Genomic DNA, 15,747 nt, shown 5'->3' with positions numbered 1-15,747 from the left:
TCATGGTGGCAGTCCATCATGCCGGCCATGAGTAATCTAGCCGGTAAATTCCACCACATCGAAGCAGCCTCCGCCGCCGAACAACCCACGGAAGCAAACATTCCCGGCCAAGTTACCGCCGATGTTATTTATCCCGCCCTGGTCCGTCATCTCACCGGATTGCTGATCCTGGCGCTGTGCCTGTGGATGCTGGCGGGGATTATTCACCTGGTTGCCGGCCTGCGTGAAACGCTCGCCGCAGGCTGGGCGAGCATTGCCGAACACGTGATCATAAAAGCGCTCATCATGCTGGCGCTTCTGGAAGTCATCCGCACGCTTCAGGCGTATCTGAAACTCGGACGCGTGCGTGTCACATTTATTCTCGATACCGCCCTGGTGGTACTGATCGGCGAGCTGATGGGCCTGTGGTTCAAGGAGTACGCGCCGGGGAAGGTGCTGCTCGGGCTGGGCGTGATCGTCACGCTCGTGGCGCTGCGCATCGTGACGGCGCGTTTCTCGCCCGAGGCGGCGAGTGACGCACGGTAGTTGCCACGCGTCCCGGCCCCGAGGTGACAACCGTAGCCATCCCCAGCCGTCACCCCGTGCGGATAGCCTGTATTACCGCGATTTTCCGGGCCTACTGCCGGGGTATTTAATATACGTTTGATCATATATATGTTTTGGCATATATTAATGTCATGATTTCCGCGGAAAACTTCTTTACCGCCCTGGCCGATCCGACACGCCTGCGTAGCCTGTTGCTGCTGACCGCGGAGGGTGAGCTGTGCGTCTGTGAACTCACCCACGCGCTCGATGAATCCCAGCCCAAGATTTCACGCCATCTGGCGATGCTGCGCGATGCCGGTATCGTCAGCGACCGGCGCGAGGGGCTGTGGATCCACTATCGCATCAACCCCGGGTTACCGGCCTGGGCGCGCGAAATTCTGAATACCGCGAGCCGGGCAAACACCACGGCCAAACCGTTCGCACAGGACCGCAAGCGCCTGCGCGGCGCGCCGACCCGGCCGCCGATTCGCTGCTGCGCCTGACGGCCGGCGCCCATCGGCGCAAAAAACGATTTCACCCGGACAAATCATGTTCGAAGCCCTCGCCAACTGGATCGTTTACGACCTCGCCGGATTACAGGGCACGCCTCTCGGGTCAGCGCTGCAATTCTTCGTGATGGACGTCTCGAAGATTCTGGCATTGCTCACGCTGGTGATCTACGTCATGGGCCTGCTGCGCGCGCTGCTTGCGCCGGAAAAGGTACGCGAGTTCATCCGCCGGCGCTCGAACATCTCGGCGCGCTTCATGGCCGTGGGCCTGGGCGCGGTGACGCCGTTCTGTTCCTGCTCCTCGATTCCGCTGTTCATCGGCTTTCTCGAGGCCGGCATCCCGCTCGGTGTCACGCTGTCGTTCCTGATCGCGAGCCCCATGATCAACGAGGTCGCCGTCGTCGTACTGGCCTCGGTGATCGGCGTGAAGATGACGGCGATCTACGTAGCCACCGGCCTGACCGTGGCCTTTGTCGGCGGCTTCGTGCTCGAACGATTCAAGCTGGAACGCTGGGTTGAGGAGTACGTATGGAAGATACACACGGGCGAAGCGCAGCGCGCGGCACCCGATATCTCGCTCAAGGGCCGGCATGAATATGCGCTCGCGCAGGTGCGCGAGATCGTCGGACGCATCTGGAAGTTCGTGCTGATCGGTGTCGCGGTCGGCGCGCTGATCCACGGCTACGTGCCGGAGGATTTCGTGGCGCGCATCGCCGGTGACGGCGGATTCCTGTCGGTCGTCGGCGCCGTGCTCGTGGGCGTACCGCTTTATTCCGACGCGGTCGGCATCATCCCGATCGCCGAGGTGTTGCTCGGTAAAGGTGTGCCGCTCGGCACGGTGCTGGCCTTCATGATGGCGGTCACGGCGCTGTCGCTGCCCGAGATGATGATCCTGCGCAAGGTCGTGAAGTGGCCGCTGCTCGGGGCGTTCACCGGATATCTGGCCACGGCCTTCGTTATCGTGGGCCTGCTGTTCAATTCCTTACGGGGTGTCGTATGAAGAACGTGAAAGTGCTGGGCACGGGCTGCGCCAACTGCAAAGCTACCGTGAAGCTCATCGAGGATGCGGCGCGTGCCAAGGGCGTCGCCGTCAATCTAGAAAAGGTCGAGAATATCGCCGACATCATGGCCTATGGGGTGATGTCCACGCCCGGCGTGGTGATCGACGGCAAGGTGGTGCACGCCGGCGGCATGCCGAACAAGAGCGTGGTCGAAGGCTGGCTCGCAGGCTGAAGCAAGCGCATGAATAGATTCATTACCAAACCATCGACGGTAAATGCCGCCGCGGTCCATTCCGCAACCGGGTCCAAAGACCTGGCCACGGCGCTCAATCGTGACTGTCTGTGCGTGACCGTCAACCGCGACGCGCTGCGGCACGAACTGGACGCCGATCTCTATGACGAGATGCTCGCCACCCGGCCGAATCTTTTTTCCGCCACGGCGGTGTTCGTGACGCCGCAACAGGTCGAACGCATGCGCGAAATCATCCGCGCAGTAGAAACTGTGGTGGCGCTGCCGGCCTATCGCGAGGAGGTGCTGGCCGAGGCGCCGGAGGTCGCCCGCTTCGACCCGGGACCGCGCGGTGTGTTCATGGGCTATGACTTCCATCTCGGACCCGCGGGACCGCAGCTCATTGAGATCAACACCAATGCCGGCGGGGCACTGCTCAACACCGCACTGGCGCGCGCGCAGGCCGCCTGCTGCGAGACGATGAAGCCGCTGATACCGGGGCCGGCGGACATCGGCGCGCTCGACGACGTTTTCCACCAGATGTTTCTGCGCGAGTGGCGCCGGCAACGCGGCGAGCAAACGCCCACGAGCATCTCCATCGTGGATGACGCTCCCCGGGAACAGTACCTCTACCCGGAGTTTCTTTTGTTCGAACGGCTGTTCCGCCGTCACGGACTCAAGGCCGTGATCGCCGATCCGGCCGAACTCAGGATGCTCGACGGCAAGCTGTGGCATGAGAATCAAGCCATCGACCTCGTATACAACCGCCTGACCGATTTCACCCTGGATGAACCGCGGCACGCGGTCCTGCGCCAGGCCTACCTCGAAGGCAGCGTCGTGCTCACGCCACATCCGCGCGTGCATGCGCTCTATGCCGACAAGCGCAATCTCGTCGCGCTGACCGACGACGCGCGGCTGCGCGCGTGGCAGGTTCCGGAGCCTGTCATCCACACGCTGCTGACCGGCATTCCGCGCACGGTCGCGGTGGACGCCGCACACGCAGCGGAATTGTGGGAGCGGCGGCGCAAACTGTTCTTCAAGCCCACCGCCGGTTACGGCGGAAGAGCCGCGTATCGCGGCGACAAGCTCACCCGGCGGGTGTGGGACGAGATCGTTTCCGGCCGTTACGTCGCGCAGGAACAAATCGCGCCGAGCCAACGGCGGCTGCGGCAGAACGGAACCGAAACCGCGCTCAAGCTCGATATTCGCAATTATGTCTACGACGGCGAGGTGCAGCTGCTCGCCGCGCGGTTGTATCAGGGTCAGACGACCAACTTCCGTACCCCGGGCGGCGGGTTCGCGCCGGTGTTCTGCCCATCGCCGGAAAGCAATCCGCCGGGAAACCAAAACGCCTGCGGCGCGGGCAAAGTCTGCCAATAAATCTTGATCGCTCATACAGGAAATCGAATGTACCAACGCAAAGCGAGGATTCTGTTTCTGTGCACCGGCAATTCCTGCCGTTCGCAAATGGCCGAGGGCTGGGCCAATCACCTGGGCGGCGAATGGCTGGAGGCGAAATCCGCCGGCATCGAGGCGCACGGCAAGAACCCGCGCGCCATCGCCGTCATGCGCGAAGCCGGCGTGGATATCTCGCGCCAGGAATCCACGCGCGTGACGCCGGAGATGCTGACGCAGGCCGATCTCGTGGTCACCGTCTGCGGCCATGCCGATGAGCATTGCCCGATGCTGCCTCCCGGAGTTCAGAAAAAACACTGGCCGCTGGAAGATCCGGCGAAAGCCACCGGCACCGAGGACGAGATCATGGTTAAGTTCCGCGCCACGCGCGATGACATCAAAAGCCGCGTCGAAGGCCTGATCGGCGGACTGAAAATGCTGGCGCGCAGCGACGGCAAGGAGGAAGCATGAGCGCACAATGCGAAACCACCGCAAAGCGATCCACGGGCGCCGGGATGGGTTTGTTCGAACGCTATCTCACTCTGTGGGTGTTCCTGTGCATCGTCGCCGGGATCGGCCTCGGGCGACTTTTCCCGACGGCATTCCAGGCCGTGGGCGGCCTCGAGATCGCCCGCATCAACCTGCCGGTCGCGGCGCTGATCTGGCTCATGATCTTCCCGATGCTGCTCAAGGTGGATTTCGCGGTGCTGCATCGCGTGACGGCGCACTGGAAGGGCATCGGGGTGACGCTGTTCGTGAACTGGGGAGTAAAACCGTTCTCCATGGCCCTGCTCGGCTGGTTGTTCATCGGCTGGCTGTTCCGACCGTGGCTGCCGGCGGAGCAAATCAATTCCTACATCGCCGGGCTGATTCTGCTGGCCGCCGCGCCCTGCACCGCGATGGTGTTCGTGTGGAGCCATCTGACACGCGGCGAGCCGAACTTCACGCTGACCCAGGTGGCGCTCAACGACGTCATCATGGTCGTCGCCTTCGCACCGATCGTCGGGCTGCTGCTGGGCCTGTCTTCCATCACCGTACCATGGGGCACCTTGCTGCTGTCGGTAGCGCTCTATATCGTCGCGCCGCTCGCGGCCGCCTGGCTCGTGCGCCGTGCGATCCTGCGCCACGAAACTGGTTTGGCGCGGCTCGCGCAGACCATCAAGGCGCTGCACCCGGTTTCGCTCACCGCCCTGCTCGCCACGCTCGTATTGCTGTTCGGTTTCCAGGGCGGACAGATCGTGCGCCAGCCGCTCGTGATCCTGCTGCTGGCGGTGCCCATTCTGATTCAGGTATTCTTCAATTCAGGGCTGGCGTATTTCCTCAACCGCGCGCTGCACTCGCCGCACTGTGTCGCCGGTCCTTCGGCGTTGATCGGCGCCAGCAACTTCTTCGAGCTGGCCGTGGCCACGGCGATTGCTCTCTTCGGCTTCGAGTCAGGCGCGGCGCTCGCCACCGTCGTGGGCGTACTGATCGAGGTGCCGGTGATGCTGGCGGTCGCTTATTTCGTCAATCACTCGCGCGGCTGGTACGAAGCCAGGCCGGGCATTCTGAGTTACGATGAGTGTTGCCCGAGCACGGGCATTCATCCGCCGGGGGTGTGACCTTGCGCAAGACAGATCTGGCTGTCAACCTCATCTCCGGCCAGAAGGTCGTCCGGTAAGTGGCGGTCCGCCGGCGTGGAAATATCCTTCGCGAGCTTCGCGACCATCGCTGATGTCGTACTGCCAGCAAAAACAAGAAAAAACAGCTCCCCCCCCCATCCAAAAAAACAGCCAGGCTGATCTTTACTTAACTTCCTTATCAATGATGGCGTTTTCCGGCCCAGCAAACGCTACGACTCTGAAGCTCAAGGCCGCCATGTCAGTATTGATAAAAAATAAAGAATTAACCGGAGGAGAAACCTGCAAATTTAACGATAACTTGCTGTTTTTTGACTGCGAGAGCATGGCAATAATCGCTTTGGTATGGCTCTTGAGCAGTATTTTTCGCGTATTGACGCACGTCAAAATAAAGAAATATTAGTATTTAATATAATGCTTACATAGCGAAACCACAGCCAGGAAATTTGCCGGCGCCAAAATGGGCTTCTTCAGAACGCTATCTCACGGTCTGGGTATTTCTGTGCATAGTTGTCGGCGTGCTGATCGAGGTACCGGTGATGCTCATGGTGGCAAACTTCGTCAACCACTCGCGCGCCTGATACGAAACCAGGCGCGGCATCCTGAGTTCTGACGAATGCTGCTAGGCCACGGGCATTCATCCGCCGGCGGTCTGACCGGCGTACTAATCAGACTTACATTTGAACTGCAATCAAAAGGAGTTTCGCAATGACTGAACGTAAACCGCAAGACTTTTGGCCGCCATTGGCCGCCGGGGTGGGGCTGGGTCTGGCATTGATGGGTATGTTTCTATTCACCGGGCACGGCCTCGGCGCCAGCGGTTTCTTCAGCCGTCTGCTGGCATGGCTGAGTGCCTCGGTGGCACCCGATTGGACCCAGATGAATTCTGATCTCGGCAACTACCTGGGCGCGAGTCATCCGATGAACTCATGGATCAGCTGGGAAATCGCCGGTGTGGCCATTGGCGCCTTGCTGGGCAGTCTCATCGCGCGGCGCTTTCTCTTCAAGATCGAGCGCGGTCCGCGCACGGGCGTGGGCTCGCGAATCGGATTTGCCGTGGCCGGCGGCACGCTCTCCGGCTTCGGCGCGTCGCTCGCGGGTGGCTGCACCAGCGGCCTCGGCCTGTCCGGCGGCGCGGTGCTGGCGGTAGCGGCCTTCGTCTTTCTGATGGCTTTTTTCGCCGCCGGCTTGCTGGTGGCGACCCTGACAGGGAGGATTTGGCAATGAACTTTCCGCTCGAAAATTCAGGCAACTTGATTGTTCTGGCGGCCGGCGTCCTGTTCGGCTTTTTCATCGAGTCCGCGGGACTCAACAGCCCGCGCAAGCTGACCGCCCAGTTCGCGCTGCGCGACTGGACCGTGTTCAGGGTCATGTTTGTCGCCATCGTCGTGGCCGCGATCGGATTGTGGCTGTTCGACGTGGCCGGCTGGCTGCGCTTCGACGCCCTGAAAATCCCCACCATGTTCTTCTGGGCCATGGCGCTGGGCGGCGCAATGCTGGGTGCGGGGATGGCCATCGGCGGATACTGCCCCGGCACTTCCGTGGTCGGCCTGTTCTCCGGCCGCTTTGACGCCCTGTTCTTCATGCTCGGCATGGTGATCGGCATGATGGTATTCGCCGTGTTCTACGACTCGCTGCAGCCGTTATATCAGACGGGCAAGGGGCCGGAGAGCCAGACCCTCGCCGGGCTGACCGGTTGGCCGAGCTGGCTGTTCCTGCTGATACTGGCCGGTCTCGCGGGGGGCGGTTTCCGTCTCGGGGCCTGGTTTGAATCCCGTCGCGGCGGGACGATCAGCGCCAAAGAGCTAGCGGGTTCCGGAAAGTAGAACTTGATCGGCAATTTTTAATGTCGTCATGCTCTTGCGCATGGCCGCGTTTGTCGTGGTCGCGTCTTCCGCGTGCGGGTGGGGCTTGACCTGAATATCTGGCGGTCAGCGCGACCGAAACCGCGCTGACCGCGCCTCTCATCGCGGCGGGTGGACACCCGGGCGACGATTTCATGTGTCTTGTCCTCAAGGAACTCGACAGCGATAACTCGTCACCAACACTTCAATCGGCCCACGTTGCCGGCAACGTGGTGCTCGTCACCGTTGTGGGCATACTCTCGGTGGTGAAAATCGTCTACATCACCAGCGTCTGGTACGGGCGCTCTCCCGGCATCCTGAGTTATGCCGAATGCTGTCCCATTCCGGGCGCCCCATCCGGCGGCTGATGCACGCTGACGGACCTGATTCACGCAAAGCCGCCAAATACCGCGCGATTCCGGGCCCTGATGACCGTCATACAAATGTCATATAGCGGAGGCAAGATGCGTCCCGCATTCATGCCATTTACACAAACTCATATTCGGAGAAATCACGCTATGCTTTTATTATCCAAACCGCTGAAACATCTGGTCAGCGCCGGTGTGGTCGCGTTCGGACTGACCGCGGGCCTGGTTCAGGCCGAAACAACCATTAACGGCGCGGGCGCCACCTTCCCCTACCCGATCTACGCCAAATGGGCCGAGGCCTACAAGGCCAAGACCGGCATGAACATGAATTACCAGTCCATCGGCTCGGGCGGCGGCATCAAACAAATCACCGCCAAGACCGTGGACTTCGGCGCTTCGGATGCGCCGCTTAGCGTGGAAAAGCTCAATGAGATCGGTCTCATTCAGTTCCCCATGGTCATGGGCGGCGTGGTGCCGGTCGTGAACCTGGAGGGCGTGAAGGCGGGCGAACTGAAACTCACCGGCGCGGTGCTCGCCGACATCTACCTCGGCAAGATCACGAACTGGGACGATGCGGCGCTCAAGAACCTTAACCCGGGCGTGAAACTGCCGAACGGCAAAATCACCGTCGTGTCGCGCGCCGACGGTTCGGGCACCACCTTCATCTTCACTCACTATCTGTCCAAGGTAAGCCCCGGGTTCAAGGAAAAAATCGGCAACAACACCTCGGTCGCCTGGCCCACCGGCGTGAGCGGCAAGGGCAATGAGGGCGTGGCCTCGTACGTGCAGCGCCTGAAGGGTTCGATCGGTTACGTCGAATATGCTTACGCGCTGCAGAACAAAATGACCTTTACCCAGATGCAAAACAAAGCCGGCCAGTTCGTCAAGCCGGACAGCGAGACGTTCCAAGCCGCCGCCGCGGGCGCAGACTGGAAGGGCACACCGGGCTTCAACCTGATGCTCACCGATCAGCCGGGCGCGAAGAGCTGGCCGATCACGGGCGCTACCTTCATCCTGGTGTACAAGAAACAGGAAAAGACGGAGACCGCCCATCAGGTGCTGAAGTTTTTCGACTGGGCCTATCATCACGGCGACAAGTTTGCCGAGCAGCTAGATTACGTGCCCATGCCTGCCAGCGTCGTAAAACTGGTTGAAGAGACATGGAAAACCGAGATCAATGATGCGAGTGGCAAGGCCATCTGGACCGACAGCATGGTCCAGAAGTAAGATTGCCGGCAGACAAGCTGTAAACCTGCGGGGTCCTTCGTGACCCCGCTTTCTCTTTCCATAAATATAATGAATATGGGCGGTTCACACATTTCCGACAGCATCAGCGCGCGGCAACGCCTGATGGACCGTTTCTTTCAGGCTTTGACCACCGGCTCGGCGTGGCTGGTGTTGGTGATTCTTGCCGGCATCATCGTGTCGCTGTTCGTCGGTGGTTGGCAGGCACTCGTCGCCTTCGGTCCGAAATTCCTCGTGACCGACGAATGGAATCCGGTTACTGAACGATTCGGCGCGCTCGTGCCGATTTACGGAACGCTGATCAGTTCCCTGATCGCACTTCTGATCGCCGTACCCATGAGCTTCGGCATCGCGATATTTCTCACCGAGGTAGCGCCGGACTGGATGCGACGCCCGATCGGTACCGCGATCGAACTGCTCGCGGCCATCCCCAGTATCATCTACGGCATGTGGGGGCTGTTCGTGTTCGCGCCCGTCATGTCACAGCATGTCCAGCCCTGGCTCCAGACGCGGTTCGGCGATACCCCGCTCATCGGCGCCCTGTTCCAGGGCGCGCCGCTCGGTATCGGCATGCTGCCCGCCGGCATCATCCTCGGCATCATGATCATTCCCTATATCACCGCGCTCATGCGCGACGTGTTTCTCACCACGCCCAAATTCCTCAAGGAATCGGCCTACGGCGTGGGCGCCACGCATTGGGAAGTGGTGTGGAACGTGGTGCTGCCGTACACGCGCGTCGGCGCGGTGGGCGGCATATTCCTGGGGCTGGGGCGGGCACTCGGCGAAACCATGGCCGTGACCTTCGTCATCGGCAATACCCACCGGATGAGTGCTTCGCTGTTCGAGCCGGGAAATTCAATCGCCTCGACGCTGGCGAATGAATTCAACGAGGCCGTGGGCGACATGCACACCTCCGCGCTGATCGCGCTCGGGCTCGTGCTGTTCATGATCACCTTCATCGTATTGGCGCTAGCCAAACTCCTGCTGCTCGGGCTGGAGTCACGCGACAGCGCCAAGAGTTGACGCATGGGCTTGCGCTATTTCCGGCGACGTAGCGTCAACATCGTGAGCCTCACGGGGTCGCTTCTGGCCACGATTTTCGGCCTCTTCTGGCTGTTCTGGATACTCTGGACCACCGTCAGCTACGGCATCGCGGCTCTCGACTGGAACCTGTTTCATCAGAATACGCCGGCCCCCGGTGGAATCGGCGGACTGGCCAACGCCATTGTCGGCAGTCTCATCATGGTGGGACTGGCGACCGTGATCGGCACACCCGTCGGCATCCTCGCCGGCACCTACCTGGCGGAATACGGCGGCCGCAGCTGGGTCGCCGGCACCATTCGCTTCATCAACGACATATTGCTCTCCGCACCTTCGATCATCATCGGGCTTTTCGTCTATGAACTGGTGGTCGTAAGTATGGGACATTTCTCCGCGCTCGCCGGCGCCATCGCGCTCGCCATCATCATGCTGCCGGTCGTGATCCGCACGACCGAGGAGATGCTGCGGCTCGTGCCCAATACATTGCGCGAGGCGACACTGGCGCTGGGCGCGCCGCGCTGGAAAATGATCTCGCTCGTCGCCTATCGGGCGGCGCTTTCCGGCATCCTTACCGGCGTACTGCTGGCCATCGCGCGCATTGCGGGCGAAACAGCGCCACTGCTTTTCACGGCACTCAGCAACCAGTTCTGGAGCACTGACCTGATGCAACCCATGGCCAACCTGCCGGTGGTGATATTCCAGTTCGCCATGAGCCCGTATTCGGAATGGCATACGCTGGCCTGGGCCGGCTCGCTTCTGATCACCCTGAGCGTGTTGATCTTGAGCATCGTGGCGCGCGCCCTGCTGAGCAAGGCACAGATGGATCACTAATGGAAAACGATATCAGCGGAAAAATTCAGGTACGCGACCTGAATTTCTTTTACGGCAAATACCAGGCGCTCAAGAGCATCGGCCTGGATATCGCCACCAACATGGTTACCGCCTTCATCGGTCCGTCGGGTTGCGGCAAATCCACGCTGCTGCGCACTTTCAACCGTATGTACGAACTCTATCCCGGCCAGCGCGCCACCGGCGATATCCAACTCGACGGCGAGAACATCCTCGCGCCGGGAACGGATCTTTTCCGTCTGCGTGCGCGAGTGGGCATGGTGTTTCAGAAACCAACGCCGTTTCCCATGTCGATTTACGAGAACATCGCCTTCGGCGTGCGCCTGTATGAAAAACTCTCGCGTTCGGAGATGGACGACCGGGTGGAGTGGGCCTTGCAGCAGGCGGCACTGTGGGGCGAGGTCAAGGACAAGTTGCGCCAGAACGGCATGAGCCTGTCCGGCGGCCAGCAGCAGCGCTTGTGCATCGCGCGCGCCATTGCCGTAAAGCCGGAAGTAATGCTGCTTGATGAACCCGCCTCGGCGCTGGACCCGATCTCGACCCTCAAAATCGAGGAACTGATCTACGAACTCAAAAAGAACTATACTATCGTCATCGTCACGCACAATATGCAGCAGGCCGCGCGTGTCTCCGACTTCACGGCCTTTATGTACCTGGGTGAAGCGGTGGAGTTTGGCAACACCAACACCATTTTCACTAATCCGTCGAAGAAACAGACCGAAGACTACATCACCGGCCGCTATGGGTGAGGTGGAGTTTTCACGAGTGTCCAGTGGACACTCGAGCCACCGAACGGGTGCAGCGAAGTCAGCTGCACTCCGGGCTGAAAGACGGGGTAGTCGCTGACACACTTAACGTGTGTCAGCGCCGGCGAACGCCCGGCCAGGGGCGAGAGGGAAACAGAGAAAGGTCCAGTGGACCTTTCTCCCATCGAGCGGGTTCGCCAGGGATGGCGAACCCCGGCCTTTCCGCGCGGAGCGGGATGCGAAGCAAGGAAAGTCCGGGCTGGGGTAAAACGAAGTTAATGAAGTGCCACCAGGGATGGCTCACGAGAATTCACGGAGAGCACTATGGAACAAATTCACACACACATCTCCCGCCAGTTCAGCGCTGAACTGGAGGACATCCGTTCGCGCGTGCTGCAAATGGGCGGACTCGTGGAGCAGCAGATCGAGCAAGCCCTCGAAGCCCTCATCAAGGGCGACACGGCGCTGGGTGAAAACGTCATCATGCACGATACCCAGGTCAACAAGATGGAAGTCACCATCGACGAGGAATGCAGCCAGATCATTGCCCGACGCCAGCCCGCGGCCAGCGACCTGCGGCTCGTGGTCGCGGTGATCAAGACCATCACCGATCTCGAGCGCATCGGCGACGAGGCCGAAAAAATCGCACGCATGGCCGTTCGGCTCGCCGCCGAGGAGCGCCCCAAGAACAATTACGCCGAGATCCAGGCGCTGGGCGGTTATGTGCGTCACATGTTGCACGACGCACTCGATGCGTTTGCGCGCCTCGATATCGAAGCGGCGGTGCGCGTGGCGCGCGAGGACATCAAGATCGACCAGAAGTACGATGGCGCCATGCGCCAGCTCATCACCTACATGATGGAAGACCCACGCACGATCTCGCGCGTGCTGAACGTCATCTGGGCCGCGCGCGCGCTCGAGCGCATCGGCGACCATTCCTGCAACATCTGCGAATACATTATTTATCTGGTCAAGGGCAAGGACGTACGCCACACCAGCCTGGATCAGGTGGAACGGGAAATTCTGGGGAAGGAATCGCGCTGACCGGCTCCTGCCATTACGTATTATGGTTTCCCGTTGAATCAGGGCAGGATGCCGAAACCCGGCGCCAGATCAGACTGCGTGAACCAATCCGGCTTGATTTTTTCAGATCTGTCCCTATTTAATCCCGGATACAGTCACCTCGTGCCGGTATAATCAGGCATTCAACCTTAACTTTCAGATGGCATCCCCACGATGCCGCGGGGTATTTAAAGTGGCTACCGTTGAAGTAACTCAGGAAAATCTTCATCAGATCATCAGCGAAAATAACATGGTCATCGTGGATTTCTGGGCGCCGTGGTGTGGTCCGTGTCGTTCATTCGCGCCGGCCTATGAAGCAGCCTCGGAAAAATACCCGGATGTCGTGTTTGCCAAGGTTAACACCGAGGAGCAGCAGGCCCTGGCCGGTTACTTCCAGATCCGCTCGATTCCCACCCTGATGATCTTCCGCGAGAAGATCATCATCTTCGCGCAGCCCGGCGCACTGCCTGCCTCCGCCCTCGATCAGGTTATCGAGAAAGCTAAAGCGCTCGACATGGATGAGGTGCGGCGCGACATCGAAGCACAGGGCACGGCCGATAAATCCGCCTGAAACAGCGCCAAACCGGTTGCGATCCGCGCGATCCGGGGGTATCCCTGCAACGCTGTCACATTAAGTGTCATACTACTGACGCAATCTGTCTATAAACTTCGTGTTGCCTTTTGGCCAACCCATGAATATTGCCGAACTCAAACCGTTGGAAGATCTGCGGTCGCCGGAACTTTATCTCAACCGGGAGCTCAGTCTGCTTGAGTTCAACCGGCGGGTGCTGGAGCAAGCCAAGGATGCGACCACACCGCTGCTGGAGCGGCTCAAGTTCCTGTGCATTTCCAGCACCAACCTCGACGAGTTTTTCGAAATCCGCGTGGCGCGTCTGCACGAACAAGTGGCTTCGGGATCGGTGCAGGCTGGGCCGGACAACCTGCTGCCGCAGGAGGTGTTGAAGCAAATCAATGCCACCACCCACCGGCTGGTGGAAGATCAGTACCATACGCTTAATGAGCTGCTCATTCCCGAGCTGGCGCGGCAAAAAATCCGCTTCGTACGGCGTACCGAGTGGAACGCGGTTCAGGAAGCCTGGGTCAGACACTACTTCGAGCACGAGCTGCTACCGGTATTGAGCCCGCTCGGCCTCGATCCGTCGCATCCCTTCCCGCGGATCCTGAACAAGAGCCTCAACTTCATCATTTCGCTCCGCGGGGTCGATGCATTCGGCCGCCGCGGCGGTGTCGCCGTGGTGCAGGCGCCGCGCGCGCTTCCGCGCCTGATTTCACTGCCCAAGGAATGTTCGACCGGGCCCAATGACTTCGTGTTCCTGTCTTCGATCATTCACACCCATGTCAACGATCTGTTCCCGGGCATGGAAGTCACCGGTTGTTATCAGTTCCGTGTCACCCGCAACAGCGAACTGTTCGTGGACGAAGAAGAAGTGGATGACCTGCTGCGTGCGGTCGAAGGCGAATTGCCGTCGCGCCGCTACGGCGACACCGTGCGTCTGGAGGTCGCCGACAATTGTCCGCCGGACATGGCCGGCTACCTGATGAACAAGTTTCAGCTAACCGAAGAAACCCTCTACCAAGTCAACGGTCCGGTGAATTTCAGCCGCCTCCTCGCCATCTACGATCTGGTGGACCGGCCGGACCTGAAGTACCCCGCTTTCACTCCGGGGTTGCCGCAAAAACTCGTGCGCAACAAAAACCTGTTCGAGGTCATCCGCCAGGGAGACGTCCTGCTGCATCATCCTTTCGAGTCGTTCGTTCCGGTGATTGATTTCGTGCGCCAGGCCGCCGTCGATCCCGGCGTCCTGGCCATCAAGCAAACGCTGTACCGCACTGGACCGAACTCAGCCATGGTCGACGCCCTGATCGAAGCGGCGCGCGCCGGCAAGGAAGTCACGGTCGTGATCGAGCTGCGCGCCCGTTTCGATGAAGAAGCCAACATCAGCCTGGCGACGCTGTTGCAGGAAGCCGGCGCCCACGTGGTATACGGCGTGGTCGGTTTCAAAACGCACGCCAAGATGACCCTGGTGGTGCGGCGCGAGCGCGCGCGCCTGCGTCACTACGTGCACCTCGGCACGGGCAACTACCATGACCGCACCGCCCGCCTTTACACCGATTTCGGCCTGCTCACCTGCGACGAGGCGATCGGCGACGACGTGCACAAACTGTTCTTGCAGCTAACCAGCATCGGCCGCGCCAGCAAGTTGCAGAAACTGGTGCAGTCGCCTTTCACCCTGCATAAATCGCTGCTGGAAAAAATCGAACGGGAGGCCGGGCACGCGCGCGCCGGCAAACCGGCGCGCATCATCGCCAAAATGAACGCCCTGGTGGGATCACAGATCATACAAGCCCTCTACGCGGCCTCGCAGGCGGGAGTCAATATCGACCTCATTGTGCGCGGCATCTGCTGCTTGCGACCGGGTGTACCGGGCGTCTCGGAAAACATTCGCGTGCGCTCCGTTATCGGCCGTTTTCTCGAGCATACCCGCGCCTATTGGTTCCAGAACGACAGCAATCAGGAGATGTGGATGGCAAGTGCCGACTGGATGGACCGCAATTTTTTTCGCCGCGTCGAAATCGCCTTCCCGACCGAGAACAAATCGCTGCGTGAGCGGGTATATAAGGAAGCGCTGGCGGTCTACCTGGCGGACAATACCCAGGCGTGGGAGTTGCTAAGCGACGGCAGTTACCGGCGCCTCGCGCCGCCGGACCATGAACCGGTATCGGCACAGGACACCCTGCTCGAGGAGTTGGCGGAAACTTCTTGAAAAGTAAAATTCGCAGGATTAAGCAGAAAGCGGCGCATTAAAATCCCGAAAATTCCCGCAAATCCTGTCTATTCAAACTCCAGCCTGACTCCGGCAGCTTTAAGGTATTCCGCCTCCTGCGCCAGATCCATCGCCGTAAGCGGGTTGCGACGCAGCCAGCCGCGCGGGAAACGCAACCGCAGGCGGCGTTCGTGCGCCTTCAATACCACGCGTGGCGGCGCTCTCCCGGTGCGCCCGCGGTGCAGCAGCACCGCCAGGCGCAGCAGCACCGCCAGGCGGCGGACCATGCGCGTCTCGCCTTTCGCGAAACCCTCGAATACCTCGAGCGGATAACGGCGACGATGCGCGCGCACGAGCGCGGCGAGCAAGCGCTGCTCGGGTAACGAGAAACCCGGGAGATCGGAATGCTCGACAAGATAAGCGCCGTGGCGATGGTATTTGGTGTGCGCGATCGCTAGCCCGATTTCGTGTAACCGTGCCGCCCAGGCGAGCGCTTGTGCCTGCGTCTCGCCCAGTTCCCACTCCTTG

The 15,747-nt window shown here is 60.5% G+C and carries 19 protein-coding genes and 1 pseudogene; 19 read left to right on the top strand and 1 reads right to left on the bottom strand.

Annotation, left to right across the window (positions count from 1 at the left end):
- Nucleotides 1-18: 18 nt before the first annotated feature.
- The 19 genes from ACC569_RS03215 to ppk1 all read left to right on the top strand — a co-directional run bounded on the left by ACC569_RS03215 (nt 19) and on the right by ppk1 (nt 15,219).
- Nucleotides 19-525, top strand: coding sequence for a phosphate-starvation-inducible PsiE family protein (locus ACC569_RS03215; RefSeq protein WP_372522057.1), 507 nt, complete (start codon nt 19-21; stop codon nt 523-525).
- A 152-nt stretch (nt 526-677) separates the two neighbouring features.
- On the top strand, nt 678-1,028 hold the full coding sequence (locus ACC569_RS03210) for a metalloregulator ArsR/SmtB family transcription factor (protein WP_372522056.1): 351 nt from the start codon (nt 678-680) through the stop codon (nt 1,026-1,028).
- 46 nt (nt 1,029-1,074) lie between these two features.
- Nucleotides 1,075-2,034, top strand: coding sequence for a permease (locus ACC569_RS03205; protein ID WP_372522055.1), 960 nt, complete (start codon nt 1,075-1,077; stop codon nt 2,032-2,034).
- Entirely contained in the window at nt 2,031-2,267 is a 237-nt protein-coding gene (locus tag ACC569_RS03200; RefSeq protein ID WP_372522054.1) for a thioredoxin family protein, read from the top strand. Before ACC569_RS03205 ends, ACC569_RS03200 begins: the two co-directional genes overlap by 4 nt.
- 9 nt (nt 2,268-2,276) lie before the next feature.
- The gene (locus ACC569_RS03195) at nt 2,277-3,644 is read left to right on the top strand and encodes a hypothetical protein (protein ID WP_372522053.1); all 1,368 of its coding nucleotides are present in this window, start codon (nt 2,277-2,279) and stop codon (nt 3,642-3,644) included.
- Between the two features lie 27 nt (nt 3,645-3,671).
- Nucleotides 3,672-4,130 carry an arsenate reductase (thioredoxin) gene (gene arsC / locus ACC569_RS03190; RefSeq protein ID WP_372522052.1) on the top strand — a complete coding sequence of 153 codons (459 nt, stop codon included), beginning with the start codon at nt 3,672-3,674 and terminating at the stop codon, nt 4,128-4,130.
- 44 nt (nt 4,131-4,174) lie between these two features.
- Entirely contained in the window at nt 4,175-5,260 is a 1,086-nt protein-coding gene (arsB, locus tag ACC569_RS03185; protein ID WP_372522090.1) for an ACR3 family arsenite efflux transporter, read from the top strand.
- Nucleotides 5,261-5,372: 112 nt separating this feature from the next.
- On the top strand, nt 5,373-5,681 hold the full coding sequence (locus ACC569_RS03180) for a hypothetical protein (RefSeq protein ID WP_372522051.1): 309 nt from the start codon (nt 5,373-5,375) through the stop codon (nt 5,679-5,681).
- A 43-nt stretch (nt 5,682-5,724) separates the two neighbouring features.
- Nucleotides 5,725-5,859 (top strand): hypothetical protein, encoded by a 135-nt coding sequence (locus ACC569_RS03175; RefSeq protein ID WP_372522050.1) that lies wholly within the window; start codon nt 5,725-5,727, stop codon nt 5,857-5,859.
- Nucleotides 5,860-5,986: 127 nt separating this feature from the next.
- Nucleotides 5,987-6,505 carry a YeeE/YedE thiosulfate transporter family protein gene (locus ACC569_RS03170; protein ID WP_372522049.1) on the top strand — a complete coding sequence of 173 codons (519 nt, stop codon included), beginning with the start codon at nt 5,987-5,989 and terminating at the stop codon, nt 6,503-6,505.
- Entirely contained in the window at nt 6,502-7,104 is a 603-nt protein-coding gene (locus tag ACC569_RS03165) for a DUF6691 family protein (RefSeq protein WP_372522048.1), read from the top strand. Before ACC569_RS03170 ends, ACC569_RS03165 begins: the two co-directional genes overlap by 4 nt.
- Before the next feature lie 173 nt (nt 7,105-7,277).
- Nucleotides 7,278-7,490, top strand: a complete 213-nt coding sequence (locus tag ACC569_RS03160; RefSeq protein ID WP_372522047.1) for a hypothetical protein — start codon at nt 7,278-7,280, stop codon at nt 7,488-7,490.
- Nucleotides 7,491-7,640: 150 nt separating this feature from the next.
- Nucleotides 7,641-8,717: a phosphate ABC transporter substrate-binding protein PstS gene (gene pstS, locus ACC569_RS03155; RefSeq protein WP_372522046.1), complete on the top strand. Its 1,077-nt coding sequence runs from the start codon at nt 7,641-7,643 to the stop codon at nt 8,715-8,717.
- A 75-nt stretch (nt 8,718-8,792) separates the two neighbouring features.
- On the top strand, nt 8,793-9,758 hold the full coding sequence (gene pstC, locus ACC569_RS03150) for a phosphate ABC transporter permease subunit PstC (protein WP_372522045.1): 966 nt from the start codon (nt 8,793-8,795) through the stop codon (nt 9,756-9,758).
- 3 nt (nt 9,759-9,761) lie between these two features.
- Entirely contained in the window at nt 9,762-10,607 is an 846-nt protein-coding gene (gene pstA / locus ACC569_RS03145) for a phosphate ABC transporter permease PstA (RefSeq protein ID WP_372522044.1), read from the top strand.
- On the top strand, nt 10,607-11,374 hold the full coding sequence (gene pstB / locus ACC569_RS03140) for a phosphate ABC transporter ATP-binding protein PstB (protein WP_372522043.1): 768 nt from the start codon (nt 10,607-10,609) through the stop codon (nt 11,372-11,374). Before pstA ends, pstB begins: the two co-directional genes overlap by 1 nt.
- 321 nt (nt 11,375-11,695) lie before the next feature.
- Nucleotides 11,696-12,415 (top strand): phosphate signaling complex protein PhoU, encoded by a 720-nt coding sequence (phoU, locus tag ACC569_RS03135; RefSeq protein ID WP_372522042.1) that lies wholly within the window; start codon nt 11,696-11,698, stop codon nt 12,413-12,415.
- A gap of 211 nt (nt 12,416-12,626) precedes the next feature.
- Nucleotides 12,627-13,004 (top strand): thioredoxin, encoded by a 378-nt coding sequence (gene trxA / locus ACC569_RS03130; protein WP_372522041.1) that lies wholly within the window; start codon nt 12,627-12,629, stop codon nt 13,002-13,004.
- 121 nt (nt 13,005-13,125) lie between these two features.
- Nucleotides 13,126-15,219, top strand: a complete 2,094-nt coding sequence (gene ppk1 / locus ACC569_RS03125) for a polyphosphate kinase 1 (RefSeq protein ID WP_372522040.1) — start codon at nt 13,126-13,128, stop codon at nt 15,217-15,219.
- A gap of 68 nt (nt 15,220-15,287) precedes the next feature.
- On the opposite strand, the pseudogene ACC569_RS03120 reads toward ppk1, so the two are convergent.
- A pseudogene (locus tag ACC569_RS03120) lies at nt 15,288-15,747 on the bottom strand (exopolyphosphatase); the annotation flags it as partial.

Origin of the sequence: Sulfuricaulis sp., assembly GCF_041499725.1 — a bacterium.
GTDB lineage: Bacteria > Pseudomonadota > Gammaproteobacteria > Acidiferrobacterales > Sulfurifustaceae > Sulfuricaulis.
The sequence above is the reverse complement of the archived record's forward strand: the minus strand, read 5'-3'. Positions and strand labels throughout refer to the sequence as shown.